General features: G+C 68.0%; 24 protein-coding genes. 13 read left to right on the plus strand and 11 right to left on the minus strand.

Going from position 1 to position 23,976, the window contains the following annotated elements:
- The first annotated feature begins 79 nt into the window (after nt 1-79).
- Both ACK4I0_RS03860 and obgE read left to right on the plus strand, forming a co-directional pair.
- Entirely contained in the window at nt 80-1,366 is a 1,287-nt protein-coding gene (locus ACK4I0_RS03860) for a hypothetical protein (RefSeq protein ID WP_409608184.1), read from the plus strand.
- Nucleotides 1,367-1,463: 97 nt separating this feature from the next.
- Complete coding sequence (gene obgE, locus ACK4I0_RS03865; RefSeq protein ID WP_409608186.1) at nt 1,464-2,516, plus strand: GTPase ObgE; 1,053 nt, start codon at nt 1,464-1,466, stop codon at nt 2,514-2,516.
- Between the two features lie 59 nt (nt 2,517-2,575).
- On the opposite strand, the gene ACK4I0_RS03870 is transcribed toward obgE, so the two are convergent.
- Nucleotides 2,576-3,040 carry an Hsp20 family protein gene (locus ACK4I0_RS03870; RefSeq protein ID WP_409608188.1) on the minus strand — a complete coding sequence of 155 codons (465 nt, stop codon included), beginning with the start codon at nt 3,038-3,040 and terminating at the stop codon, nt 2,576-2,578.
- A 255-nt stretch (nt 3,041-3,295) separates the two neighbouring features.
- Between ACK4I0_RS03870 and ACK4I0_RS03875 the strand changes: the two genes are divergently transcribed.
- The 3 genes from ACK4I0_RS03875 (at nt 3,296) to ACK4I0_RS03885 (ending at nt 6,050) form a co-directional block, all read left to right on the plus strand.
- Nucleotides 3,296-4,078 (plus strand): class I SAM-dependent methyltransferase, encoded by a 783-nt coding sequence (locus tag ACK4I0_RS03875; RefSeq protein WP_409608190.1) that lies wholly within the window; start codon nt 3,296-3,298, stop codon nt 4,076-4,078.
- Nucleotides 4,079-4,143: 65 nt separating this feature from the next.
- On the plus strand, nt 4,144-5,073 hold the full coding sequence (locus tag ACK4I0_RS03880) for a class I SAM-dependent methyltransferase (protein WP_409608192.1): 930 nt from the start codon (nt 4,144-4,146) through the stop codon (nt 5,071-5,073).
- A complete protein-coding gene (locus ACK4I0_RS03885; protein ID WP_409608194.1) occupies nt 5,070-6,050 on the plus strand; it encodes an alpha/beta fold hydrolase in 981 nt (326 codons plus the stop codon). Before ACK4I0_RS03880 ends, ACK4I0_RS03885 begins: the two co-directional genes overlap by 4 nt.
- Before the next feature lie 3 nt (nt 6,051-6,053).
- On the opposite strand, the gene ACK4I0_RS03890 is transcribed toward ACK4I0_RS03885, so the two are convergent.
- From ACK4I0_RS03890 to ACK4I0_RS03910, 5 genes are all read right to left on the minus strand, one after another.
- Complete coding sequence (locus ACK4I0_RS03890; RefSeq protein ID WP_409608196.1) at nt 6,054-7,505, minus strand: NAD-dependent succinate-semialdehyde dehydrogenase; 1,452 nt, start codon at nt 7,503-7,505, stop codon at nt 6,054-6,056.
- A 141-nt stretch (nt 7,506-7,646) separates the two neighbouring features.
- Complete coding sequence (locus tag ACK4I0_RS03895) at nt 7,647-7,787, minus strand: entericidin A/B family lipoprotein (RefSeq protein WP_409608198.1); 141 nt, start codon at nt 7,785-7,787, stop codon at nt 7,647-7,649.
- 74 nt (nt 7,788-7,861) lie between these two features.
- Nucleotides 7,862-9,553 carry a sensor histidine kinase gene (locus ACK4I0_RS03900; protein WP_409608200.1) on the minus strand — a complete coding sequence of 564 codons (1,692 nt, stop codon included), beginning with the start codon at nt 9,551-9,553 and terminating at the stop codon, nt 7,862-7,864.
- A 103-nt stretch (nt 9,554-9,656) separates the two neighbouring features.
- Nucleotides 9,657-10,262 (minus strand): sigma-70 family RNA polymerase sigma factor, encoded by a 606-nt coding sequence (locus tag ACK4I0_RS03905; protein ID WP_409608202.1) that lies wholly within the window; start codon nt 10,260-10,262, stop codon nt 9,657-9,659.
- The gene (locus tag ACK4I0_RS03910) at nt 10,259-10,459 is read right to left on the minus strand and encodes a NepR family anti-sigma factor (RefSeq protein ID WP_409608204.1); all 201 of its coding nucleotides are present in this window, start codon (nt 10,457-10,459) and stop codon (nt 10,259-10,261) included. Before ACK4I0_RS03910 ends, ACK4I0_RS03905 begins: the two co-directional genes overlap by 4 nt.
- A 200-nt stretch (nt 10,460-10,659) precedes the next feature.
- Here ACK4I0_RS03910 and ACK4I0_RS03915 point away from each other — a divergent pair, with 200 nt between their 5' ends.
- A complete protein-coding gene (locus ACK4I0_RS03915) occupies nt 10,660-11,454 on the plus strand; it encodes a response regulator (RefSeq protein ID WP_135062332.1) in 795 nt (264 codons plus the stop codon).
- A 79-nt stretch (nt 11,455-11,533) separates the two neighbouring features.
- Here the strand turns inward: ACK4I0_RS03915 and ACK4I0_RS03920 are convergent, their stop codons facing one another.
- Nucleotides 11,534-11,881: a hypothetical protein gene (locus ACK4I0_RS03920; RefSeq protein WP_409608206.1), complete on the minus strand. Its 348-nt coding sequence runs from the start codon at nt 11,879-11,881 to the stop codon at nt 11,534-11,536.
- A 339-nt stretch (nt 11,882-12,220) separates the two neighbouring features.
- Here ACK4I0_RS03920 and ACK4I0_RS03925 point away from each other — a divergent pair, with 339 nt between their 5' ends.
- Entirely contained in the window at nt 12,221-13,240 is a 1,020-nt protein-coding gene (locus ACK4I0_RS03925) for an NADP-dependent oxidoreductase (RefSeq protein ID WP_409608208.1), read from the plus strand.
- Nucleotides 13,241-13,254: 14 nt separating this feature from the next.
- A complete protein-coding gene (locus ACK4I0_RS03930) occupies nt 13,255-13,662 on the plus strand; it encodes a MaoC family dehydratase (protein ID WP_409608210.1) in 408 nt (135 codons plus the stop codon).
- Nucleotides 13,663-13,680: 18 nt separating this feature from the next.
- On the opposite strand, the gene ACK4I0_RS03935 is transcribed toward ACK4I0_RS03930, so the two are convergent.
- The 3 genes from ACK4I0_RS03935 to secA all read right to left on the minus strand — a co-directional run bounded on the left by ACK4I0_RS03935 (nt 13,681) and on the right by secA (nt 19,057).
- The gene (locus ACK4I0_RS03935; protein ID WP_409608450.1) at nt 13,681-14,709 is read right to left on the minus strand and encodes a ribonucleotide-diphosphate reductase subunit beta; all 1,029 of its coding nucleotides are present in this window, start codon (nt 14,707-14,709) and stop codon (nt 13,681-13,683) included.
- Nucleotides 14,710-14,903: 194 nt separating this feature from the next.
- Complete coding sequence (locus ACK4I0_RS03940) at nt 14,904-16,067, minus strand: aminotransferase class V-fold PLP-dependent enzyme (protein ID WP_409608212.1); 1,164 nt, start codon at nt 16,065-16,067, stop codon at nt 14,904-14,906.
- A gap of 146 nt (nt 16,068-16,213) precedes the next feature.
- Nucleotides 16,214-19,057, minus strand: a complete 2,844-nt coding sequence (gene secA, locus ACK4I0_RS03945) for a preprotein translocase subunit SecA (protein WP_409608214.1) — start codon at nt 19,055-19,057, stop codon at nt 16,214-16,216.
- Nucleotides 19,058-19,336: 279 nt separating this feature from the next.
- Here secA and ACK4I0_RS03950 point away from each other — a divergent pair, with 279 nt between their 5' ends.
- From ACK4I0_RS03950 to ACK4I0_RS03965, 4 genes are read left to right on the plus strand one after another with little or no spacing between them, the layout of a single operon-like run.
- A complete protein-coding gene (locus ACK4I0_RS03950) occupies nt 19,337-20,239 on the plus strand; it encodes a peptidyl-prolyl cis-trans isomerase (protein WP_409608216.1) in 903 nt (300 codons plus the stop codon).
- Nucleotides 20,236-21,648: a bifunctional glutamate N-acetyltransferase/amino-acid acetyltransferase ArgJ gene (gene argJ, locus ACK4I0_RS03955; RefSeq protein WP_409608218.1), complete on the plus strand. Its 1,413-nt coding sequence runs from the start codon at nt 20,236-20,238 to the stop codon at nt 21,646-21,648. Before ACK4I0_RS03950 ends, argJ begins: the two co-directional genes overlap by 4 nt.
- Nucleotides 21,645-22,058, plus strand: a complete 414-nt coding sequence (locus ACK4I0_RS03960; RefSeq protein ID WP_409608220.1) for a (deoxy)nucleoside triphosphate pyrophosphohydrolase — start codon at nt 21,645-21,647, stop codon at nt 22,056-22,058. The genes argJ and ACK4I0_RS03960 overlap by 4 nt, the downstream gene beginning before the upstream one ends.
- Before the next feature lie 24 nt (nt 22,059-22,082).
- Nucleotides 22,083-22,262 (plus strand): Flp family type IVb pilin, encoded by a 180-nt coding sequence (locus tag ACK4I0_RS03965; RefSeq protein WP_409608222.1) that lies wholly within the window; start codon nt 22,083-22,085, stop codon nt 22,260-22,262.
- Here the strand turns inward: ACK4I0_RS03965 and ACK4I0_RS03970 are convergent.
- A complete protein-coding gene (locus tag ACK4I0_RS03970) occupies nt 22,259-23,140 on the minus strand; it encodes a methyltransferase domain-containing protein (protein WP_409608224.1) in 882 nt (293 codons plus the stop codon). The two genes, ACK4I0_RS03965 and ACK4I0_RS03970, sit on opposite strands and share 4 nt — an antisense overlap.
- Between ACK4I0_RS03970 and ACK4I0_RS03975 the strand changes: the two genes are divergently transcribed.
- Nucleotides 23,139-23,930, plus strand: coding sequence for a ComF family protein (locus tag ACK4I0_RS03975; protein ID WP_409608226.1), 792 nt, complete (start codon nt 23,139-23,141; stop codon nt 23,928-23,930). The genes ACK4I0_RS03970 and ACK4I0_RS03975 overlap by 2 nt on opposite strands.
- The last annotated feature ends 46 nt before the right edge of the window (nt 23,931-23,976 follow it).

A 23,976-nucleotide genomic window follows, 5' to 3' on the forward strand; every position in this document is an offset into this window, starting at 1 on the left:
AAGAGCCCCGCCGGCGACGGCGGGGCTTTTTTCATGGACGCTCAGCCTCTAGCCTTCGGCCACGCCTGAGGAGGGACCCATGCGCGCCATCATCCTGAGCTTGAGCCTGGGCCTATGCCTGTTCGCCGCCGCCTGCGCGAGCGCGCCGCGCCCGACCGCCGACAGCCTGGACGTGATCGCGGCCGATTATGTGCGCATGCAGCTGGAGATCGGCGAGCGGGAAGAGGGCTATGTCGATGCCTATTATGGCCCGGCCGAATGGGCCGCGGCGGCCAAGGCTGAACCGAGAACGGTCGGTCAACTGGTCGTGGCGGCCGCGGGCCTGACGACGCGGCTGAACGATCTGGACGCTGCGGGCTGGACGCAGGAGGAGACTCAGCGCCGCCGCTATCTGCTGGCCCATATCGCCGCGGCCGATACGCGCCTGCGCATGCAGCAGGGCCAGACCTTCAGTTTCGCCGAAGAGGCCGAGCGGCTGTTCGGCATCCGGCCCGAGCTGAAGCCTCTGTCGAGCTATGATCCGATCCTGGCCCGCATTGAGGCTCTGGTTCCCGGCGAAGGCCCGATCGGCGAACGCATCGCCGCCTTCCGCGCTCCCCTGGCGATCCCGCGCGATCGGCTGCAGACCGTGATGCAGGCCGCCATCGACGAATGCCGTCGGCGCACCGAGGCGCACATCGCCCTGCCGGCCAACGAAAGCTTCACCCTGGCCCTGGTCGGCGGCAAGCCGTGGTCGGGCTATAATTATTATCAGGGCGGTTCGGTCTCCAAGATCGAGATCAACGCCGATCTGCCGATCTATCTGGACCGGGCGATCGATCTGGGCTGCCACGAAGGCTATCCCGGCCACCACGTCTACAACGCCCTACTGGAGCAGACCTTCGTCACCGAGAAGGGCTGGGTCGAGATGAGCCTGTATCCGCTGTTCAGCCCGATGTCCCTGGTGGCCGAGGGCAGCGCCAACTACGGCATTGACCTGGCGTTTCCGGGCGACGAGGCGATCCGCTATCAGCGCGAGGTTTTGGCGCCGCTGGCCGGGGTGTCGCCCGAGCGGGTCGCCTCCAACGCCGAACTGCTGGCCCTGACGCGTCAGCTGGAAGGCGCGGAATACACCATCGCCTCGGAGTATCTGGCCGGCCGGATGCCGCGCGATCAGGCGATCGAGGCCCTGTCGCGCTATCGGCTGATGGACCGGGCGCGGGCGACCCAGCGCGTGGCCTTCATCGACACCTACCGCAGCTATGTCATCAACTACGGCCTTGGCCGCGACCTGGTGCAGCGCTGGATCGAGGCGCAGGGGCCGGATCACTGGGCGACGACCAAGGTCCTGCTGTCCAGCCAGATCCTGCCGGTGGACCTGAAGTAGGCTCGCGCCTGTAAATCGCCGCTCTGTTCGGTCATAAGGCGCTCAAGCAGCGTAGCTCCGCGAGCGGAGCGGTGGCGCCCAATCAAGAAATGCGGCGATGAAATTCCTCGACCAGGCCAAGATCTATATTCGCTCGGGCAACGGCGGCGGCGGCGCCGTGTCGTTTCGGCGCGAGAAGTTCATCCCGAACGGCGGTCCCGACGGCGGCGACGGCGGGCGGGGCGGCGACGTCTGGATCGAGGCGGTCGAGGGGCTGAACACCTTGATCGACTATCGCTATCAGCAGCACTTCAAGGCCCAGACCGGCCATCACGGCCAGGGTCGCAACATGCACGGCGCCAAGGGCGAGGATGTACTGCTGAAGGTTCCGGTCGGCACGCAGGTGCTGGACGAGGACAAGGAGACGGTGCTGCTGGACATGGACGTGGCCGGCCGGCGCGAACTGCTGCTGAGCGGCGGCAACGGCGGCTGGGGCAACGACCGCTTCAAGGGTCCGGTCAACCAGGCGCCCAAACACGCCAATCCGGGCCAGGAAGGCCAGGAGCGCTGGATCTGGCTGCGGCTGAAGCTGATCGCCGACATCGGGCTGGCGGGCCTGCCCAACGCGGGCAAGTCGACCTTCCTGGCCGCCGCCTCGGCCGCGCGGCCCAAGATCGCGGACTATCCCTTCACCACCCTGGCGCCCAACCTGGGCGTGGTGGACCTGAGCCCGTCCGAGCGGTTCGTCATCGCCGACATTCCGGGCCTGATCGAGGGGGCCAGCGAAGGCGCGGGCCTGGGCACGCGTTTCCTGGGCCACGTCGAACGGTCGGCCAGCCTGATCCACCTGATCGACGGCACGCAGGACGACGTGGCCGGCGCCTACCGCACCATTCGCGGCGAGCTTGAGGCCTATGGCGCGGGTCTGGCCGACAAGGCCGAAATCCTGGCGCTGAACAAGATCGACGCCCTGACCCCCGAGGTCCGCGAGCATAAGGCCGCCGAGCTGGAGGCCGCGGCCGGTCGTCGGCCCATGCTGGTGTCGGGCGTGTCGGGCGAAGGCGTGCCGCAGCTGCTGCGCGCCGCCTGGGCGGAGGTGCGCAAGGCGCGCGGCGAGGCCGGCGTCGACGAGGACGAGACCGCCGAGACCGAGGGCGGCTGGACGCCCTAGAACGCAAAAAAGGGGACGGCGCGAACGCCGTCCCCTTCGTCGTCAGCGGCCTGATCGGATCAGGCGGCCTTCTTGGCCTTGGCCTCGATCAGGGCCGGACCGGTCCCGATGTCGATGCGGCGCGGCTTGAGCGCCTCGGGCAGTTCGCGCTTCAGCTCGATGGCGAGCAGGCCGTTGACCAGGTCGGCGGCGGTGACCACCACATAGTCGGCCAGCTGGAAGCGGCGCTCGAAGTCGCGCTCGGCCAGACCGCGATGCAGGTAGGTCTTCTGCGCCGCGTCGTCATTGGCGGTCTTGCGGCCGGTGACGGTGAGCAGGTTCTCCTTCACCTCGATGTTCAGCTCGTCAGGCGAGAAGCCGGCGACGGCGATCTCGATGCGATAGGCGTTCTCGCCCGTCGTCTCGATGTTGTAGGGCGGCCAGCCGTTTTCCTGGCTGGAGCGCGAGGCGCTTTCCAGCAGGTTGGCCAGACGGTCGAAGCCGACGGCCGAACGGTACAGCGGCGAGAAATCATAGGTACGCATCAGTCATCCTCCTGAGGATCAGCAAGGTTGAACCGCCCCCGCGGTTTGGCCCGGGACGGCGTTGGGTGTCAGTCCTTCAGCGGCCCGAGATCGGCCCCGCCAGGTCTGGAAGGCCCGGGATCGGCGCCTTCAAATGCGATGTGGGAAGCCGTTTTCGGTCGTCAAGGGGTGCGAAATCGCCGCGCCTGTACGCGCGCCCTTGTCCCGTCGCGAGGCAGCTCTAGGGTGACCCATCATTTGCTCCGGAGCCCGCCGATGCGCCCGACCGCCCTCATCCTCGCCGCCGTCCTGCCGCTGATCGCGGCGCCCGCCCTGGCCCAGGAGGCGCCGCGCACTGTTCAGCGTTCGGCCCTGTCCATGACGCCGCCGGTGCCTCAGGAAGATCAGGCCCTCGCAGCCGCCGTCGCCTCGACCACGCGTTCGGAGGCCGATCGCGCGCGTGACGCCTATCGTCATCCCGTCGAGACCCTGACCTTCTGGGGGCTGCAGCCCGGCCAGACGGTGGTCGAGATCGAGCCCGGCCGCGCCGGCTGGTGGAACCACATTCTGGAGCCCTACGCCCAGGCGACCGGCGGCCGCTATGTCGCGGTGAACCGTCCGTTGGAGACGATGGGCGTCGAGGACGGCTCGGCTGATCTGGTGATCGTGGCGCGCGCCTTCCACAACTGGCACCGCGCGGGCCGCACCGAGGCCTATCTGGACGCCTTCTTCAAGGCGCTGAAGCCGGGCGGCGTGCTGGCTGTTGAACAGCACCGCAGCGTCGACGGCCTGAACATCAACGACACCGCCGCGACCGGTTATGTGCCCGAGAGCTGGGTCATCCAGGCCGCGCAGCGCGCCGGCTTCGTTCTGGACGCGCGCAGCGAGGTGAACGCCAATCCCAAGGACGACCGCGCCCATCCGTTCGGCGTCTGGACCCTGCCGCCCGTGCGTCGCACCGAGCAGGACGGCCGGACCCTGACCGCCGAGGAGCGCGCGCGCTATGACGCCGTGGGAGAAAGCGACCGCATGACCCTGCGCTTCCGCAAGCCGGCCTGAGGCGCGGTCTTTGACCCAAGGCGCGAAGCTGGTTAATCCCCAAGACGCCGAGCAGGGGATTTCGGATGCGTGAGTTGAGGCCGATGGCGCCGGGCGCCGTTTCGCGCCGATGGCTGATGGGGGGCGCAGGCTCTGTCCTGGCGCTGACCGGACTGGCCGCCTGTGATCGTCGAGAGGAAAAGGCTCCGGTTGCGTCCGCAGAGCCGGCACCTGATCCGGGGCCGCCCGAAGGCTCGCTGGAATGGGCCGTCGAAGGCCACTGGCGCGAGCGTGACAAGGGCCGGGACGCCTGGCGCCATCCCATGGAGACGCTTCGATTCTTCGGTCTTCAGCCGCGCATGACGGTTGTGGAGTTCTGGCCGGGCGCCGGCTGGTACACGGAAATCCTGGCGCCCTATCTCAACCGCGGCGGCGGGACCTATTGGGCGGCGCTGTTCGCCTCGGATTCAGGATCGGATCCTGCCCAGGCGGCCCTGAACACCGCCTTCCAGAACCGGTTCGAAGGCGATCGACGGCTGTACGGCCAGGTGCGCGTGTCGAGCTTCGGCCTCCAATCCGGCCCGGTCATCGATCCGATTGGAACAGCCGACATGGTGCTGTTCATGCGCTCCATCCACGCCTGGATGGCAGCGGGCATCGCCGAGAAGGCCTTCGCCGACGCCTATGCTGCGCTCCGCCCCGGCGGCATACTCGGCGTCGAACAGCATCGCCTGCAGGCCGAGCGGGACCAGGATCCGGCGGCGGCTAACGGCTATGTCCAGGAGGCCTTCGTGCGGCAACTGGCCGAGGAGGCCGGCTTCGTCTTCGTCGAGTCCTCCGAAATCAACGCCAACCCCGAAGACACCAAGGACCATCCGTTCGGCGTCGATACCCTGCCGCCCCAGCGTCGGACCTCGCCGCCGGGGGAAGCGCCTGACCCCGAATTTGACCGAACCAAATATGACGCCGTGGGAGAAAGCGACCGCATGACGCTCAAGTTCAGGAAGCCCGAGTGAACCGCGTCGCCGACTTCGCCGCCCATGCGCCGCTGATGGGGGTGCCGGGCGCCACACCGCCTGCGGGCGGGCAGGGCGAGTGGTATCGCGGCGCCGGCGGCCTTCGCCTGCGTGCGGCCCTGTGGACCCCCGCGACGCCGCCGCGCGGGTCGGTGGTGCTCAGTCCCGGACGCACCGAGCCGATCGAGAAATACTATGAGGTGATCGGCAACTTCCTGGCGCGCGGCTTCGTCGTTCTGGCGCACGACTGGCGCGGCCAGGGGCTGTCGGCAAGGCTGTTGCCCGACCGCCTCAAGGGTCATGCGAGGGCGGTGGAAGAATTCCTGGACGACTACGCCCGGCTGATCGACGCCTTCGAGGCGCGGCTGCCAAGGCCATGGATAATGCTGGGCCACTCCATGGGCGGGGCGCTGAACCTGCTGACGCTAGAGGACGGCGAAACCCGCTTCGCCGGGGCGATGCTGTCCAGCCCCATGCTGAAGGTGAAGACCGGAAAACGGTCCATGTGGTCGGTCAAGCTGGCGGTGCGCTGGCATCTGCGGCACGGCAAGGCGGGCGATTACATCCTGGGCGATCCGGACGACCCGTTCGAACACACCTTCGAGAACGACGCCCTGACCACCGACGAGGCGCGCTATGAGATGTGGCGCCAGCAGCTATACGCCTGCCCGCATCTGGCGGTCGGGGGCCCGACCTGGGGCTGGCTTAACTTCGCCATCGACGCGGGCGAGCGGGCGCTGAAGCCGCGCGCGCTGAAAGGGGTCAAGACGCCGGTGGTGATCGTCCAGTCCGCCGATGACGACCGCATCTGGAAACAGACAAACCGCTGGGCGGCGAAGCGCCTCACGCACGGCCGCTATGTGGAGGTCGACGGCGCGCGCCATGAGATCATCATGGAGACCGACCCGCTTCGTGGTGTCTTCCTGGCGGAGTTCGACGTCCTGGCCGACCAGGTTTCACCCCGGCCGGCCGGCTGACGGTTATCTGAGGCCCAGCGTCAGGGCCTTGATGTCCACATATTCGTCGATGCCGTGGGTGGATCCCTCGCGGCCGTAGCCAGATTCCTTGACGCCGCCGAACGGCGCGACGGCGGTCGAGGTCAGGCCGGTGTTGATCCCGCACATGCCCGCCTCGATCTGGCGGCCGACGCGGAAGGCGCGGTCCAGATCGCGCGTGAACAGATAGGACGCCAGGCCGAACTCGCTGTCGTTCGCCTTGGCCAACACCTCGTCCTCGCTGTCGAAAGCGAAGATCGGCACCAGGGGGCCGAAGGTCTCCTCTTCGCGGAACAGGGCGTCGTCGCCGCCCAGGGTCACGGTTGGCTGGAAGAAGCGTCCGCCCAGTTCATGACGACCGCCGCCAGTCAGGACGCGGCCGCCCTTCTCCTTGATGTGTTCCAGGTGGCGCTCGACCTTGTCGACGGCCTTGTCCTCGATCAGCGGGCCGACCTTCACGCCGTCTTCGAAAGCATTGCCGACCTTCAGCTTGGCGACTTCGGCCGCCAGCTTCTCGGCGAATTCCTCGGACACCGAGCGCTCGACATAGACGCGGTTGGGGCAGACGCAGGTCTGGCCCGAGTTGCGGAACTTGCCCTTGATGGTCTCGGCCACGGCCACGTCCAGATCCGCGTCGGCGAAGACGATCAGAGGGGCGGCGCCGCCCAGCTCCATCGACAGCCGCTTCAGCGTCGGGGCGCATTGTTCGGCCAACTTCTTGCCGACGGGCGTTGAGCCGGTGAAGCTGAGCTTGCGGATCAGCGGCGAGGACGTCAGCACGCCGCCGATGGTGGCGGCGTCGCCGGTGATGAGGCTGAGCGCGCCCTTGGGCAGGCCGGCCTTGTAGGCCAGCTCGACCAGGGCGATGGCGGTGAAGGGCGTCTGGCTGGCCGGCTTGACCACGGCGGTGCAGCCGGCGGCGAAGGCGGGACCAAGCTTGCGCGTCAGCATGGCCGCCGGGAAGTTCCAGGGCGTGATCAGCGCGGCGGGGCCGACGGCTTGTCGGAAGGTGATGATGGCGTGTCCCAGCGGGCTGTCCTGAGTGTCGCCCAGCAGGCGCTCGGCCTCGCCGGCAAACCATTTCAGAAAGCTGTTGGCGTAGACCGCCTCGACCTTGGCCTCTTCGAACGGCTTGCCGTTCTCCAGCGCCATCAGGGCGCCGAGCCCGTCTATGTTCTCGTCGATCAGGCGAGCCCATTCGCGCAGGAAGGCGGCGCGCTTGTGCGGGTCGGTGCGCGACCAGCCGGGGAAGGCGTCGTGGGCGGCCTGAATGGCCTGTTTGGTCTCGGCCTCGCCCAGGTCCGGCACATGGCCGATGATTTCGCCGGTGGCGGGGTCATCGACGGCGATGCGGCTCCCGGAGCCCGTCACGGCCTCCCCGGCGATCAGGGCGTGCTCCGAGATCAGGGCGCGGGCGGCGGCGCGGGGATCGGCCATGGCGTAGTCTCCAGACGGGAACGGACAGATAGGCGAGAGGTCAAGCGCGGGGCGGTCCCACGGTCAAGCTCGGACGCAAAAAGCAACAAGCCCCGCCGGTGTGAACACCGACGGGGCCCCTTCGAGCGGCCTGAGCCGCTCTTAGTTGCGGCGGACGTCTTCGGCGGCGCCGGTGACGGCTTGACCGGCGGCCTGGGTGTCACGACCCACACCCGAGATGGTGTTGCAGGCGGCAGTGGTGAGGGCGGCGGCGGCGACGAGCAGAACGATGGCCTTGCGCATTTGAAACTCCTTGGACTCCGGCGGCCCCTGCCGACGGCATGTCCGCTCAAACGCCGAATGCGGGCGCCGGTTCCTCAAGCTTCGCCGCGCGACACGGCGAAGGTTCCGGGCGCGGGGATGGGCGCGGCTTCGGGAGTGGCGAACGTCATGCGGGCGATGGTTCCGCCGCCCGGCGCCTCGACAAGCTCGGCCTCGCCCCGCAGCTGTTTGGCGAAGGCGCCCATGAGGGTCTGGCCCAGGCCGGCCCGCGCCGCGTCCAGGCCAGGACCGTCGTCCTGAACCTCCAGAACGCTGGTGTCGCCATCGACCTTGAAGCGGACGGTCAGGTGGCCGCCGCGGCCCGCGAAGGCGTGCTTCTGGGCGTTGGAGACGGCTTCGACCAACCAAAGGGCCAAGGGCGCCAGACGATCGGGATCGACCTGAAGGCTGTCGGCCTCGATCTTGCTGATGACCACGGGACCGCGGCCGGATTCGGCGGACACCAGTTGTCCCACAAGCTCCGTCAGAAACTCGCGCGCGTCGGCGTGCCGAATGTCGGCGCTCTGGTAGAGAGTGCGGTAGATCAGGGCGAGCGCCGAGATGCGCTGACGCGTGTCGCCCAAGGCGGCCTTGGCCGGGGCGTCTGTCAGCGCCCGTTGCTGCATGCTGAGAAGCGACGAAATGATCTGCAGATTGTTCTTCACCCGATGGTGAATCTCGCGCATAAGCCCGTCCTTCTCTTCAAGAGAGGCTATAAGCGCAGCGTCGCGGGTGGTGATGGTTTCGGCCAGTTCATCCAGGGTTCGCGCTAGGACGCGGATTTCCGCCGGTGCGTTGACGGCCTGGACGGGACGCACGCTGAACCGGCCCCTCGCGTAGATAGCGGCGACCCGTTCCAGATAGTCCAGCCAGCGGATGACGATCCGCTCGGAGAACAGCATGACGGCGGCGAAGGCCGTGAACCAGGCGGCCAGCGGCAGGAGCAGGGTGCCGATCGGGTTGAGCCGCGCCCATGACATCAGACCGGGCGCCGGCGCAGACAGCAGGACATAGACGTCCCGTCCGTAAAGGGCCGCCCCGGCATAGACCCGCCGTTCACCTCCGCTGTCCGCCGCCTCGAAAACGGCCGAGCCGTTGCGGCGCGCCCGCTCGACCCAGCCATCGAGCGACTGGCCGCCTCTCAGGGCGAAGGCCGATGGCAGGGTCGAGGTCAACATGCGGCCTTGGGCGTCGGTCAGGGCCGACTGGGCGCCCAGCGGCAGGGACGGATCGTCGATGTCCGGCTGCAGGCTGGCGATGGGCATGACCGCGACCATGGCCCCGTCAAAATCCCCGCGCGGCCGCTCGGCGCGGACCCCGACAATCAGAGCCGGCTCGAAGGTCTCAAGGTGTGACGCGCGCGAGACGGCGGTGTCCTCTCCCGCGCGCAGGCGCTGGAACCAGCCCTGACCGCCCGACGCGCCTAGGCGAGGCACGCCGGTGTTGGCCGAGCTTGCGGAAGCGCAGACCGGACGCCCGTCCGCGCCCAGGCGATACAGGGCGTCATAGCCCTCCAGTCGCTGGACCAGTTCGGTCAGGCGGGGTTCGCAATACAGACCAAGCGCCTCGGGACTGAGCGCCTGAAGCAGGGTCTGGGCGGCGTTGAGGCGCGAGGCGGCTTGGGCGGCGCTGCGCTCCGCCGCCAGCTGCAAGGCCATGCGGCGTGAGTCGGCCTGCTCGGTGAAGTCGGCCTGGGTCTGGAAGGCGCTGAGGATCAGGATCGGCAGCAGGGCCACGGCCATGGCCATGCCTAGGCGAAACCGGATGCCCTGAAACCGCGTGCCCCGACCCCAGCGGCGGCCCAGGCCCGGCGCAAGACGGCTCCCCAGCGCTCGACCTAGCCTTTCCACCTCAGCCCTGGCGGGCGCCGCTCAGGCGATCCGCGGCGGCGAGGATGGAGCGCATGGCGTCGCCGGCGGCCTTGCCGTCGCGCGCATAGCCGCCGCGTTCCAAGGTCGCGTGCAGCGCACGACGAGCGCGGCTGACGCGGCTCTTCACCGTACCGACGGCGCAGTTGCAGATCTCGGCCGCCTCTTCGTAGGCGAAGCCTCCGGCGCCGACCAGGATCAGGGCCTCGCGCTGCTCTTCCGGAAGGGTCTTCAGCGCCTGGCGCAACTCGTCCAGCGCGACGGGCGCCTCGGGATCGTCAACGGCCACCAGGGTGCGCTCGGCGGCCTCCTGGTCCAGCTGCGACTGGCGCCACGAGCGGCGCTTCTCGGAATAGAATTGGTTGCGCAGGATCATGAAGGTCCAGGCCTTCATGTTGGTGCCCATCTGATACGAGGCGCGCGCGTCCCACGCCTTCATCATGGCGTCCTGGGCCAGGTCGTCGGCCGCGGTCGGATCGCCCGTCAGGGTCCGCGCGAAGGCGCGCAGGTGGGGAATGAGCGTGACCAGTTCGCGCTTGAACGCCGCGTCGTCCGACGAGGGCGGTTTGGGGGCGGGTGAACCGCTCATGCGCCGCTCCCGCCGGCCGAACGCTCGTCGGCGCGACGCAGGATGTCCAGGAACTCGTCAGGAACCGGCTCGTTGACCACTTCGTCGAACATGTGGCGCAGCTTCACACCGATGGCCTGCTGACGCAAACGCGCCTCTTCCTGGCCAGCGCCGGTGTCAGACGCCGCCTCCTGCGAAGGTTCGTTGGAATTCTTCATTGAAATTAAGACCGCCGCCCTCGGGTCTGAAATGCCTCGTTGAGAGCCGACAACGACGATCGACCCAGCCGGTTCCGCTCCATGAGCCATTTAACGTTCCAACCCCTAAAATAGTTGGGAACCGCGTCGTTTGGGATACGTTAGAGCCGCTTGTCGCGCCCTCCCATCGGCTGGGCGATTGTAAGTCGGGGACTACCATAATGAGCCTTCTGGCTAGACTCGCGCCGCATCTTCCGTATGTGCGCCGCTATGCGCGCGCCCTGACGGGCGATCAGACCACGGGCGACAACTATGTGCGCGTGGCGCTGGAGGCCCTGGCCGCCGGCGAGCGTCAGCTGCCGGCCGACATGACGCCGCGCGTGGCCCTGTATCATGTGTTTCACGCCATCTGGTCTTCGACCGGCGCGCAGTTGGAGGACACCAGCGGTCTGGAAGCCCGCGACGACGCTTCGCGCCGCCTGATGCGCATCGCGCCTCGCTCGCGCCAGGCATTCCTGCTGACGGCGCTGGAAGGCTTCACGCCTTCGGAAGCCTCGCAAATCCTGGGCTCCGATCCCCATTCGGTCGAACGTCTGATCGCCGACGCTCAGGCGGACATCGACGCCGAACTGGCGACCGACGTTCTGATCATCGAGGACGAGGCCATCATCTCGGCCGACATCGAAAGCCTGGTGAAGGAGCTGGGTCACAATGTCACCGCGACGGCGACGACGCATGACGAAGCCGTCGACGCCGTGGCCCGCCATCGTCCCGGACTGGTCCTGGCCGACATTCAGCTGGCCGACGGTTCGTCTGGCATCGATGCGGTGAAGGACATCCTCAAGCGCATCGACGTGCCGGTGATCTTCATCACCGCCTTCCCGGAACGCCTGCTGACCGGCGAGCGGCCGGAGCCGACCTTCCTGATCACCAAGCCCTTCCAACCGGAAACGGTGAAGGCGGCGATCAGCCAGGCGCTGTTCTTCCATCCTTCGCGTCAGAAGCAGGCGGCCTGATCGGTCGCCTGTCACACCCGACGAACGAAAGGCCCCGGCGAACCGATCGCCGGGGCCTTTTTCTTATTGGAGCAGCCGATCAGCGCTGAACGGTCGGGGCGTTGACGTTGGGGGCCTCGCCGGTGGGGACCGGTTGAGGATTGCCGTCGGCGTCGGTCGGCGCGCTGGCCGCCGGCGCGGTCTGCGCGTCGCCCTGGAAGGCGGCGGCGTCCACCGCCTGCTGCCCGGCATTGGCGTTGGTCTGCGAAAAGCCGCCCTGGCTCAGCATCCACATGCCGATCAGCAGCACGGCGGCCGCGCCGGCCGAGATGATCAGCAGCCACAGGATGCGCACGCCGGGGCGGCCCTGACGCGTGTACTGAGCTTCGACCGGCCGGCCTTCGTGCACGGCGTCGGCGGATTTGGAATGGGGGTCTTCGTGGGTCATCTGATTGGCTCCCGCCCGAATAAGTGAGTTCGGTTGGACCAACGCGCGCGCCAGCGTAGCTGTTCCGCATGAGCCGACCCGGAGATTTTTCGGCGAGCAGCGGAACCGGGGTCAGAGCTCCGGGTTATCACTTCGCGGAGGCGGCGACGCCCCCCCGACTTGAGATTGGCGAGAGCCAATCTGTCGCCTCCGCGCCTCATTCTCGATGATGCCACTTCAAAGGGCGGACCCGAAACGGTCCGCCCTTTTCTTTGTCTTTTCTGGCTCGCGCCTCTCGACAGCGGCGTCATCGGCGGCCCAAATGCGCGTATCGAAAGAAAACGCATCACGGAGCCGACCATGTCCATCCGCAATCGTCAGTGGGTTCTGCGCAACCGCCCCAAAGGCAATATCCAGGACGGCGATCTGGAGCTGATCGAAAGCCCCATCCCGGATCTGAAGGACGGCGAGGCGCTGGTCCGCACCCTCTATCTGTCGCTGGATCCGACCAACCGCACCTGGATGAACGATTCCGAAGGCTATCTGCCGCCGGTGGGCATCGGCGACGTGATGCGCGGCTTGACCCTGGGGGTGGTCGAGCAGTCGAAGTCCGAGCGGTACAAGGAAGGCGACATCGTCACGCCCCTGTCGGGTGGTTGGGCCGACTACGCCGTCGTGCATGAGCAGGGCCTGCGCCCTGTGCACCGCTTCCCCGGCCTGCCGCTGACCGCCAATCTGTCGGTTCTGGGAATGACCGGTCTGACCGCCTATTTCGGCGTCACGGATGTGCTCAAGGCCAAGGCGGGCGAGACGCTGGTGATCTCGGCGGCGGCCGGGGCCGTGGGGTCCATCGCCGGGCAGGTGGCCAAGCAGCGCGGCGCGCGCGTCATCGGCATCGCCGGTGGCCCGGACAAGTGCCGCTGGCTGACCGAGGAGCTCGGTTTCGACGGCGCGGTCGACTACAAGAACGAGGACGTGGGCGAGTCGCTGGACCGGCTGGCGCCGAACGGCATCGACCTGAACTTCGAGAACGTCGGCGGCGACATCATGATCGCCGTGTGGAACCGGCTGAACGTGCACGCCCGCATGGCCGTCTGCGGTCTAATCTCGGCCTATAACGCCACGCGCATGCCGCCTTCGCCGAACTTCTCGCGCATCATCACCCACCGCCTGAACGTCCAGGGCTTCCTGGTCCTCGATTACGCGCCCCGCGCGCGGGAGATGGTCGAGGAGATGGGGCCCTGGCTCGCCGACGGCCGCGTGAAGTGGAAGGTCCACGTCGACGACGGTCTGGAAGGCGCGGTCAAGTCGCTGGACCGCTTGTTCACCGGCGATCACGACGGCAAGCTGCTGGTGCGGGTGTCCGAGGAGCCCGCATAAGAGGAGTCCCCCCTATGAGCGATCCGCTTTCGGCCCATTTCGAGGACATCGAGGTGGGCCAGGTGATCCCCCTGGGCGCCTGCGCCGTCGACGGCGAGGCCCTGGAGGTGTTCGCCGAGCGGTTCGCGCCGGGCTGGGACGTCGCCTATGGTGCGCCCGACGCCCTGGTCTATGCACTATGGAGCCGGCTGGCGGCGGAAAAGGCCGCCGGCTGGGCGCAGACCAAGATGCTGGCCATCGACGGTCTGCGCTTCATGCGCAATCCGCCCCCAGGCGAACTGCTGCGCGGTCGGATGACCGTGATGGGCAAGGACCCTGTAGGCGACGACAAGGGCATCGTCATCGCCCAGCACGATCTGCTGGACGAGGCCGGACGTCTCGTCTTTTCCTGCTTGACGCGCGCGGTGCTCAAGCGACGCTGAAGACCGCGCGGATCCCGATCAGTTCGGGACCAGGCTCATGTCGCGACGGGCCATCATCTTGTCGAACTCTGACCAGACGCCATCAGCGCCGTGCCAGGCGCCCTGGGTCGCGGCCTTGGAGTATTCGGTCGCACGCGCCTCGAAGAAGTTGGCGTGCTCGACGCCCGACAGCAGCGACTGCAGCCACGGCAGCGGGTTCTCGCGCGAGCCGCCGTAGAGCTCCGGCAGGTTCAGCTGGCGCAGGCGCCAGTCGGCGATGAAGCGGATGTATTTCTTGATGTCTTCGGGCGTCATGCCCTGCACTTCGCCGGCCTCGAAGGCCAGATCGATGAACTTGTCCTCCAGGCCCACCACGGTCTCGCAGCACTGCACGATATCGTCGGCCACGGCCTTGGTGACGGCGCCCGTCTCCTTGTTGAAGGCGTGGTAGAGCTTGATGATGCCCTCGCAGTGCAGGCTCTCGTCGCGCACCGACCAAGACACGATCTGGCCCATGCCCTTCATCTTGGAGAAGCGCGGGAAGTTCATCAGCATGGCGAAGCTGGCGAACAGCTGAAGGCCCTCGGTGAAGCCTCCGAACATCGCCAGGGTCCGGCAGATGTCGGCGTCGGTCTCGACCCCGAACCGGCCCATGTAGTCGTGCTTGTCCCGCATGGCCTCGTATTCCATGAAGGCGCCGAACTCGCTCTCGGGCATGCCGATCGTCTCGAGCAGCAGGGCATAGGCCGCGATGTGGATCGTCTCCATGTTGGCGAAGGACGACAGCATCATCTTCACCTCGGTCGGTTTGAACACCCGACCGTATTTTTCCATGTAGTTGTCCGCGACTTCGATGTCGGACTGGGTGAAGAAGCGGAAGATCTGCGTCAGCAGATTGCGCTCCTTGTCGTTCAGGTTCGCCGCCCAGTCCTTGCAGTCCTCGCCCAGCGGCACCTCTTCGGGCATCCAGTGGACCTGCTGCTGCTTCTTCCACATGTCGAAGGCCCACGGGTAGCGGAAGGGCTTGTAGGCCGCCGAGGGCGTCAGCAGTCCGGCCTTTGCAGGCATGATGATGCCGGGCTTGATGGGGGCGTTCATCGCGGGCGACCTCGAGAAGACGAATCCGTGGAGAGGTCGTCAGAATGCTGCCACACACCGGCGGCGCCAAGCGTCAAATGGCCTATGTTGCGATCACTTTTTTCAATAGCCGCTAGATGTAGTGTTTTGTCTCAGGTTTCTGGGGATCGGTCTGGGGATGATCCCTATAGGGCGCGCTCGGCGCGTTGCATCAGAGCTTCCACGTCCCCCTCGTCCTGATACAGGCCGAAGCCGAAGCGAATGACGTCGTCGCGCACATCGCTGACCACCCCGGCTTCCAGCAGCGTCTCGCGCCAGGCGGGAGCATCCGGGTGGCGCAGGGCCAGGAAGCGGGCGCGGGCGGCCTCGTCCCCGATCGGGTTCAGGATTTCAGCTTGCGAAAGGGCGCCGGCGCGGCCGGCCGTCAGAGCCTTCTGAAAGCGCACGCCCAGGCCGCGCGCGTGATCGGCCACCGCCGAGGTGTCCAGTCCGGCCTCGGTCAGCATGCGGCGCACGGCGTTGAACCGATAGAGCGCCGTGAAGTCGAAAGTGGCGCCCCAGAAGCGGCCGGCGTCGGCCCGATAACCGACGCCGCCCGGCGGGCCCGCCAGTTCGCCAAACTCGGCGAACCACCCCGTGACGACCGGGCGCGGACAGAAGCCGTCGGGCGCGTGCAGGAAACAGCCGCCCTCGCCGCTCATGGCGTATTTGTAGCCGCCAGACACGTAGAAGACCCGGTCCGCCACCTCCGACAGGTCGGTCGGCGTCGCCATGAAGCCGTGATAGCCGTCCACAACGACCCACGGCCCCTCGGGCCGCGCCAGCTCGGCCAGGTCGGCGATCCGGTCGAACACGCCGCCGGTGCGGAAGAAGACCTGGCTGACCAGGATCAGATCGTGCCCGCCCGCACGCGCCGCTTGGACGAAGCGGTCAGGGAAGGTGTCGAACGGCTGCAGCGGCACGCGCTCCACCACGACCTGGCCCGCCTCTTCCCAGCGCGCGGCCTGGCGGCGGAAGGAGTGGAACTCGCCGTCGGTCGACAGGATGCGGACAGGGCTGTGCGCGACACCCGACACCAGCCGCACCAGAAAGTCGTGGGTGTTGGGGGCGAAGACGACCGTGTTCGGGTCCGGCAGACCGAGTTCGGCCGCGACCTGCGCCTGGGCCTCGGGAATCACCTTGCCGAAGATCTGGTCCCACTTGCGGTCGGCGTGGCGGTTGGCCTCGTCCCACGCGTGCTGCTGAGCCTCGAAGCTGGCGTTTGGCCACAGGTGGTGGCTGTGGGCGGCGAAATGCAGACGGCCGGGCGCGAGGCCCAGCGCGCGCGAGAACAGGGGCTTGAAGCTCATGTTTGGACTTTAGCCATCGCCGGTCGATGCGTCACGCGCATCGACCGACCTGGCGGCCGCCCCTCGGGTCAAACCCGAAGGCTGGCATGAAGAGGTTTGCGCTCAAGCAACGAGCAATCACGTAGCGCGATGTGCAGACGCGCTCTTTAGATCAGCGCCCCGTGGCAGTGCTTGAACTTGCGGCCCGAGCCGCAGGGGCAGGGCGCGTTGCGCGAGGTCTGCTGCCATCCGGCGGGCAGGGCCTCGACTGGCAGGCGCGCGCGGTCGTCGCCCTGCAACTGGCCTTCCGGGTTCTGGGCCATGGGGTTGGCCATCTCGTTTTCGCCGGTGCCGGGGTTCAGGTGAATCTCCTGAAACTCGGGCATCTCCGGCGGCGGCTGGAAGCGGAACTCGACCGTCATCAGCCAGCGGGTGACATTGTGGCGCAGCTCGTGCAGCAGGCCCTCGAACAGGTTGAAGGCTTCGGTCTTGTACTCGTTCAGCGGATCGCGCTGGCCATAGCCGCGCAGGCCGATGACGCCGCGCAGGTGGTCCAGATGCACCAGGTGCTCGCGCCACTGCATGTCGATCATCTGCATCAGGAACTGCTTTTCGAGGCCGCGCGTCTGCTCGGCGCCGATCTGCTCCAGACGCTCGGCCGCGCGCGCGTCGGCGGCGGCCTGGATGCGCTCCTCGATCTCTTCGTTGGACACGCCTTCCTCGGCAGCCCAGTCGTGCAGCGGCAGTTCAAGGCCGAGGGTGGATTTCACCTTCTCGTCCAGACCGTCGATGTCCCACTGCTCGGCGTAAGCCTTGGGCGGCATGTGACGTTCGACCAGGTCGGAGACCACGTCGCGGCGGAAGTCGTCGACCAGTTCCGACAGGTCCTCGGAGTCCATGAACTCCTGGCGCTGTTCGAACACGGCCTTGCGCTGGTCGTTCACGACGTCGTCGTACTTCAGCACGTTCTTGCGCATGTCGTAGTTGCGCGCCTCGACCCGCTTCTGGGCCGTCTCGACCGCGCGGTTCAGCCAGGGGTGGCTGATGGCCTCGCCCTCGGCGACGCCGAAGCGCTGCATGATCGCGTCCAGGCGATCGCCGGCGAAGATGCGCAGCAGGTCGTCTTCGCACGACAGATAGAATTTCGAGGTGCCGGGATCGCCCTGACGGCCGGTGCGGCCGCGCAGTTGGTTGTCGATGCGGCGGCTTTCGTGGCGTTCGGTGCCCAGCACGAACAGGCCGCCGGCGGCCAGGGACTTCTCGCGCTGAACGGCGATCTCGGCCTTCAGCTGGGTCTCCATCGCGCTTTCGGCCTCGGCGGTGATCTCCAGGCCCATGTTGCGCTGGTCCAGCCGCCACTTGTCCAGGCGCATCTCGAGGTTGCCGCCCAGCTGGATGTCAGTGCCGCGGCCGGCCATGTTGGTGGCGATGGTCACCGCGCCCGGCAGGCCGGCATCGGCCACGATGAAGGCTTCCTGCTCGTGCTGGCGGGCGTTCAGGACGCTGTGGGGGATGCCGCGGCCGGTGACATAGGTGATGTCGTAGGCGTCGTCCCCGATCTTCTGCGCTTCCTTTTCCCGGCCGGCGTATTCAGGCTTCAGCGTGCGGGCGGTCTCGACCTTGTAGTCATAGGTGTCCAGCAGCTTGGACAGTTCCTCGGACTTCTCGATGGAAACGGTGCCCACAAGAATGGGCTGGCCGCGCACGTGGCAGTCAGCGACCTGGGCGGCGATGGCGCGGTTCTTCTCGGCGTAGGTCCGGTAGACCTCGTCGTCGTAGTCCTTGCGCTGGATCGGGCGGTGGGTCGGCACCTCCAGGACGTCCATCTTGTAGATGTCCATGAACTCTTGGGCCTCGGTCGCGGCCGTGCCGGTCATGCCCGAGAGCTTGGAGTAGAGGCGGAAATAGTTCTGGATCGTCACCGAGGCCAGGGTCTGGTTCTCGGGCATGATCTTGACGTCTTCCTTCGCTTCGATGGCCTGGTGCAGGCCCTCGGACAGACGTCGGCCGGTCATCATCCGGCCCGTGTATTCGTCGATCAGGACGATCTCGCCGCCCTTGATGATGTAGTCCTTGTCGCGCTGGTACAGGGTATTGGCGCGCAGGGCCTGGTTGATGTGGTGCACCAGGCTGACGTTGGCCGCCTCGTAGAGGTCCGTTGTGTCGGCATCCAGGTGGCCCGCCTCGGCCAGGGCCCGCTCCATGTATTCGGAGCCTTCCTCTGTCAGCAGGGCCTGGCGCTGCTTTTCGTCGAGGTCGTAGGTCGATTTGTCGACGATCATCGTCTTCACGATGGCGTCGACGATCTTGTAGAGCTCGGACCGGTCCTCGGTCGGGCCCGAGATGATCAGCGGGGTCCGGGCCTCGTCGATCAGGATGGAGTCGACCTCGTCGGTGATGGCGAAGTGGTGGCCGCGCTGGACCATTTCGCGCCGGTCATAGACCAGGTTGTCACGCAGATAGTCGAAGCCGAATTCGTTGTTGGTGCCATAGGTGATGTCCGCCTCATAGGCGGCCTGGCGCTGTCCCTGGCTCAGGCCGTTGACGATGACGCCGACCTCCAGCCCCAAGAAGCGATAGACACGACCCATCCAGTCGGCGTCGCGCCGCGCCAGATAGTCGTTGACGGTGATGACGTGCACGCCCTTGCCGGCCAGGGCGTTCAGATAGGCCGGGGCGATGGCCACCAGGGTCTTGCCCTCGCCGGTGCGCATCTCGGCGATGCCGCCCTCGTGCAGGATCATGCCGCCGGTCAGCTGAACGTCATACTGACGCTGGCCGAGCACGCGCTTGGACGCCTCGCGCGCCACGGCGAAGGCTTCGGGCAGGATCTTGTCGAGGCTTTCGCCCTTCTCGATGCGGTCACGGAAGTGATCCGTCATCATCCGCAGTTCGTCGTCCGACAGGGCCGCGTACTTGGGCTCCATCGCATTGATCTTCTGCACCTGGGCCATGAAGCCCTTGACCTTGCGGTCGTTGGCGGAGCCGAACAGTTTCTTGATGCCGAGCATGGAGGTTCCGGTTAGGCGGGTGGAGCGCGTCGAAGACGGCTCTGAAAAAATCCCAGGACGGGGCCCAGGGTGGGGCGATGACGACGCGCCTGCGGCGGCATCGGGCCGGGCGGCGTCCCCGGGCGCCGGTTCAAGCGCGCGCAGGGCCGCGCGAACGGCCGAAAACCCCTCGACTTGGGCGCAGGCGGGACTTAAGCACCGGCCATACCCCTGTCAACGCGAGGGGCTTTTCAGGCGCACGGCCTTCGGGGTTACGGCGCCGCTGGGCGGGGAGCGCCGATGAGACAGGTTTCGCGCCCGATCGCCGTCATGGCGCTCATTCTGGGGCTGACGCTGGCGGCTTGCAGCCGAGGCGGCGAGGGTCGTCCGCCCGAGGCCGGCGACCAGGCCGTGGCCAAGGTCGAGGATCAGACCATCTGGGCGTCGGACGTGCGCCGCGAGGCGGTGGCGCAAGGCCTGATCGGCGACGGCGAGCCGCTGGACACGACCTCCGACCTGTTCCGCCGCGTGCTGGATGAAGTGGTCGATCAACGGCTTCTGGCCCGCGAGGCCGAACGGCGCGGGCTGGACGAATCCGCCCTGGCGCAACGCCGGCTGGAAGCGACGCGTCAGCGCATCCTCGGCGACATGCTGGTCGAGAGCGTGGTCAACGGCTCGATCTCCGATCAGGCGGTCGAGCGGCTGTATCAGGAGCAGCTCAGGCTGGCCCAGAACGCCGAGGAGCTGCGTCTGCGCCTGATCCTGTCGCGCACCCGGCCCGAGGCCGAGGCCGTGGTGGGCGTGCTGGCCCAGGGCGCCGCCTTCGAGGCGGTGGCCGGCGAACGCTCCATCGACGAGGCGACGCGCTTCTCCGGCGGCGACCTGGGCTATTCCACCCTGGACGTCCTGCCCCAGGCCTATGCGGATTCGCTGCGCGATCAGCCGTCGGGCGCCCTGGTCGGGCCTTTTGAGACCGAGGGCGGCTGGGCCGTGGTCAAGGTCGAGGATCGCCGCCCCGCCACACCGCCGACGCTGGAGCAGGCGCGGCCCCAGATCGTGCGCTATCTGACCTACGAAGGCGTGCGCCGCCTGCTGGAGGAGCTGCGCGGCAAGGCCGAGATCGAGATGCTGCCCGCGCCACGCGCGCCCACACCAGCCGCGCCGGCCGCCCCGCCGCCTTCCAAGGGAGCCGTCGCCTCTTGAGCCGCAAGCCCACGCCCCCCCGTCCGACCCGGACGCCGTCCAAGGCCTCGACCGGCCAGAAGCTGGAACACGCGCTCGAGAAGGCGCTGGATCCCTTTGCCACGGCGCTGAAGCGCGCCACGGGGGTAGCCGCGCCGTCCGCCGCTGCGCCGGCCGCGCCGGGCAAGCCGGGCCTGGACGTGTCGCCTCTGGCCGTGCCCTTCCCCGCGATCGCCCCGATCGGCGGGGTGGAGATCGCCACGGCGCGGGCCGGCTTTTACAAGCACAAGCGACAGGACCTGACGGTCTTCCGCTTCGCGCCCGGCACGACCTGCGCCGGCGTCTTCACCCGGCACAAGGTGGGTTCGGCGCCCGTGGACTGGTGCCGGCGGCATCTGGAGGCGGATCGCGGCGGCGAGGACGTGCGCGCCCTGGTCGTCAACGCGGGCTGCGCCAACGCCTTCACCGGAAAGGCCGGCGCCGACGCGGCTCGGCGCACCGCGTCGGAAGTGGCCAAGCGCTTCGGCTGCCGCCAGCGTGACGTCATGCTGGCCTCGACCGGCGTGATCGGCGTGGTGCTGGACGAGAAGAAGATCGTGGCACGCCTGCCCGACATCGAGGCCGCCCTTCACGCGGATCGCTGGGCCGAGGCCGGCCAGGCCATCATGACCACCGACACCTTCCCCAAGGGTTCGGCGGCCGAGGCCGAGATCGACGGCGTCAAGGTGCGCGTCGCCGGCATCGCCAAGGGGTCGGGCATGATCGCCCCCGACATGGCCACCATGCTGGCCTTCATCGTCACCGACGCCGCCATTGCGCCGCCGGTGCTGCGGGCGCTGCTGAACGTGCACGTTCGCACCACCTTCAACTCGGTGACGGTGGACGGCGACACCTCGACCAACGACACGGCCCTGATCTTCGCCACGGGCGCCTCGGGCGCGCCGCGCATCGGCCGCGTCGGCGACCGACGGCTCAAGAGCTTTTCGGCCGCTCTGGACAAGGTCATGCTGGACCTGGCGCACCAGCTGGTGCGCGACGGCGAGGGCGCGACCAAGTTCGTCAAGGTGACGGTGGACGGCGCCGCCAGCCCCGCTTCGGCGCGCAAGCTGGCCAAGTCGATCGCCGACAGCCCCCTGGTCAAGACCGCCATCGCCGGCGAGGACGCCAACTGGGGCCGCATCGTCATGGCCGTGGGCAAGACCGAGGAGCCGGTCGACCGCGACCGTCTGGCCATCCGCTTCGGCCCCCACGTCGCGGCGATCGACGGCGCGCCCTCGCCAACCTACGACGAGGCCAAGATGAGCGCCTATATGAAGCGCTCCGAGATCGACATCACGGTGGACGTCGGCTCTGGCCGCGCCTCGGCCACGGTGTGGACCTGCGATCTGACCAAGCGCTACATCGAGATCAACGGCGACTACCGCAGTTGAGCGCGCCCGCCGTCCCCACCGTCTTCGTCGTCGCCGTCGCCCTGATCGACGCGGACGGCCGCGTGCTGATCGCCCAGCGGCCGGAGGGCAAGCAGATGGCCGGCCTGTGGGAGTTTCCGGGCGGCAAGGTCGAGCCCGGCGAAAGGCCCGAAGCCGCCCTGATCCGCGAGCTCAAGGAAGAGCTGGACATCGACGTCCAGGCCGCCTGCCTGGCGCCCTTCGTTTTCGCCAGCCACGGTTACGAATCCTTTCACCTTCTGATGCCACTTTACCTGTGTCGGCGTTGGTCCGGCGTGGTGAAGGCCCGCGAGCATGCGCGGCTTGCGTGGGTCAAACCGGATCGGCTGAGGGAGTATCCCATGCCGCCGGCGGACGAACCTCTGGTCGCCTGGCTGCGCGACCTGCTCTGACGCCTCGAGGAGGGCGGCCGGTCGATGCGGACCTTCATTCAGCGCCTGGTCGAAGATGAGTCCGGGGCCACGGCTCTGGAATACGGCCTGATCATCTCGCTGATGTTCCTGGTGTTTCTCAGCGCCCTGACCGCCTTCGGAAACCACACCAGCGGCCTGTTCAACCGCGCCATGGACGCCGTGCGCGGGGCGATGGGCGGTTAGTCTTCGCCCGTCTGCTCCTTGACGCCCAGGGCGTCCGCAAGACGCATCTTCGCCGATCCCCGCGCCAGCGGCTTTTGCTGGCTTTCGTGCGGCGCCCAGCCGGCCAGGTGAATGATCTCGAAGGTGGCGCGAACCCGGCCGTCCGCATCCGCGAACCGTTCTGCATAAAGCGAGGCCGCTCGGGCGGCGATCTCGCGCGTCAGGGGACGCACTGGCCCCGCCAGCGCATTGGTCTCACCCATGGCTCGCAGATCACGCATCAGGGCGAAGGCGTCGGAATAGCGCACCACCACCGTGTCGACGTCCACCACCGGCAGGGCGAAGCCCGCCCGTTGCAGCAGGGCCGCGCCGTCATAGCCGTCCGCGAAGGGCGAAACGCGGGCCTGGGCGCCGCCGCGCACCTGAAGTTCAGCCTCGGTCAGGACCTGCCGCAGTTCGGACAGCGTTCCGGCGCCGAAGATCGCACCCAGAAACAGCCCGTCGGGTCGCAGCGCGCGTCGGATCTGGGCCAGGGCGCCGGGCAGGTCGTCGGCCCAGTGCAGGCCCAGCAGGGCCACGATCAGATCGGTTGATCCGGGCGCCCGATCCAGCGGCTGATGCGCCGGCGCCGCGCGCCAAGCCGGATCGCCGGCTTCGACCGGGCCCACGCGCCCGGCCGCCGGCCCCTCGGCCAGCGCCCTGGCGAACAGGCCGGCGTGAGGCGACAGGTCGACCGCAGCCGGAAACTCGCGCAGGATGGCCGCCAGACTGTCGGCGGCGTCGGCGGCGACGCGGCGGTGCAGGAAATCGGCCTTGGGGAACAGGCCGCGCGCGCGCGTCAGGCGAGCGGCGCGGCGGACGGGGTCGAACAGTCGGGGCGGGGCGGAGGAGGAGCTCATGTCGCTTCAGGATGGGGGTTGGGCGCGCGGTTTGAAAGCCGCGCCGCATCTCAAGGCGTTCGGGCGCGCATTGGCGAACGTGCTTTTGCCGCCGCTTGCACACGACAGCCGCGAGGCGACCGCCTCCATGGGGCTCACGCCGGACGCCTGGAGCCGGGTTGTCTTCCTGGAAGATCCCGTGTGCGACGGCTGCGGGGCGGCCTTCGAATTCGACGGGGGCACCTTTGCCGAAACCAAGTGCGCGGCCTGCCTGACCAAGCCCTACAGGTTCGATCGGGCGCGGGCCGCCTGCGTCTACGACGAGGCCTCGCGCGGCCTGATCCTGAAGTTCAAGCATGGTGATCAGCAGCAGTTCGGTCCCTTGTTCGCGCGCTGGATCAGCCGATCGGCCGCGCCCTTGATCGCAGAGGCCGACGCCATCGCACCGGTGCCGCTCCACCCCGCCCGCCTGCTGGGGCGGCGCTTCAACCAGGCCGCCGAGATCGCGCGCCCCCTGGCCCGCGCGGCCCGCCGCGAATATCTGCCCGACGCCCTGGCCCGCGCCCGCGCCACCGACAGCCAGGGCGGCAAGTCGGGCCGTGGTCGGCGCGAGAACGTGCGCGGCGCCTTCGTCATGACCGAGGCCGGCCGCCTGAAGGTGAAGGGGCGGCGCATCCTTCTGGTCGATGACGTATTGACCACCGGAGCTACCGCTGAAGCCTGCGCCAAGGCGCTGATCGAAGCGGGCGCGCGCGCCGTGGATCTGGCGGTCGTCGCCAGGGTGCGCACCGCGCGCGAACTGCCTATCTAGGGCTCATACACGCACCCCCGGCTTTTGCCCGCGGGCGTCAACACGG

Origin of the sequence: Brevundimonas sp., from assembly GCF_046295775.1 — a bacterium.
Taxonomy (GTDB): Bacteria; Pseudomonadota; Alphaproteobacteria; order Caulobacterales; family Caulobacteraceae; genus Brevundimonas.

Excerpts from the sequence above, each read along its gene's own strand:
- ACK4I0_RS03895 (WP_409608198.1), bottom strand. The coding sequence starts at position 7,787 with ATGCGCAAGGCCATCGTTCTGCTCGTCGCCGCCGCCGCCCTCACCACT.
- ACK4I0_RS03970 (WP_409608224.1), bottom strand. The coding sequence starts at position 23,140 with ATGAGCTCCTCCTCCGCCCCGCCCCGACTGTTCGACCCCGTCCGCCGC.
- ACK4I0_RS03920 (WP_409608206.1), bottom strand. The coding sequence starts at position 11,881 with ATGACCCACGAAGACCCCCATTCCAAATCCGCCGACGCCGTGCACGAA.
- ACK4I0_RS03870 (WP_409608188.1), bottom strand. The coding sequence starts at position 3,040 with ATGCGTACCTATGATTTCTCGCCGCTGTACCGTTCGGCCGTCGGCTTC.
- ACK4I0_RS03935 (WP_409608450.1), bottom strand. The coding sequence starts at position 14,709 with ATGCCTGCAAAGGCCGGACTGCTGACGCCCTCGGCGGCCTACAAGCCC.
- secA (WP_409608214.1), bottom strand. The coding sequence starts at position 19,057 with ATGCTCGGCATCAAGAAACTGTTCGGCTCCGCCAACGACCGCAAGGTC.
- ACK4I0_RS03910 (WP_409608204.1), bottom strand. The coding sequence starts at position 10,459 with ATGAAGAATTCCAACGAACCTTCGCAGGAGGCGGCGTCTGACACCGGC.
- ACK4I0_RS03860 (WP_409608184.1), top strand. The coding sequence starts at position 80 with ATGCGCGCCATCATCCTGAGCTTGAGCCTGGGCCTATGCCTGTTCGCC.
- ACK4I0_RS03940 (WP_409608212.1), bottom strand. The coding sequence starts at position 16,067 with ATGAGCTTCAAGCCCCTGTTCTCGCGCGCGCTGGGCCTCGCGCCCGGC.
- ACK4I0_RS03875 (WP_409608190.1), top strand. The coding sequence starts at position 3,296 with ATGCGCCCGACCGCCCTCATCCTCGCCGCCGTCCTGCCGCTGATCGCG.
- ACK4I0_RS03925 (WP_409608208.1), top strand. The coding sequence starts at position 12,221 with ATGTCCATCCGCAATCGTCAGTGGGTTCTGCGCAACCGCCCCAAAGGC.
- ACK4I0_RS03905 (WP_409608202.1), bottom strand. The coding sequence starts at position 10,262 with ATGAGCGGTTCACCCGCCCCCAAACCGCCCTCGTCGGACGACGCGGCG.
- ACK4I0_RS03890 (WP_409608196.1), bottom strand. The coding sequence starts at position 7,505 with ATGGCCGATCCCCGCGCCGCCGCCCGCGCCCTGATCTCGGAGCACGCC.
- ACK4I0_RS03950 (WP_409608216.1), top strand. The coding sequence starts at position 19,337 with ATGAGACAGGTTTCGCGCCCGATCGCCGTCATGGCGCTCATTCTGGGG.
- ACK4I0_RS03975 (WP_409608226.1), top strand. The coding sequence starts at position 23,139 with ATGTCGCTTCAGGATGGGGGTTGGGCGCGCGGTTTGAAAGCCGCGCCG.
- ACK4I0_RS03915 (WP_135062332.1), top strand. The coding sequence starts at position 10,660 with ATGAGCCTTCTGGCTAGACTCGCGCCGCATCTTCCGTATGTGCGCCGC.
- ACK4I0_RS03930 (WP_409608210.1), top strand. The coding sequence starts at position 13,255 with ATGAGCGATCCGCTTTCGGCCCATTTCGAGGACATCGAGGTGGGCCAG.
- obgE (WP_409608186.1), top strand. The coding sequence starts at position 1,464 with ATGAAATTCCTCGACCAGGCCAAGATCTATATTCGCTCGGGCAACGGC.
- ACK4I0_RS03900 (WP_409608200.1), bottom strand. The coding sequence starts at position 9,553 with ATGGCCATGGCCGTGGCCCTGCTGCCGATCCTGATCCTCAGCGCCTTC.
- ACK4I0_RS03965 (WP_409608222.1), top strand. The coding sequence starts at position 22,083 with ATGCGGACCTTCATTCAGCGCCTGGTCGAAGATGAGTCCGGGGCCACG.
- ACK4I0_RS03880 (WP_409608192.1), top strand. The coding sequence starts at position 4,144 with ATGCGTGAGTTGAGGCCGATGGCGCCGGGCGCCGTTTCGCGCCGATGG.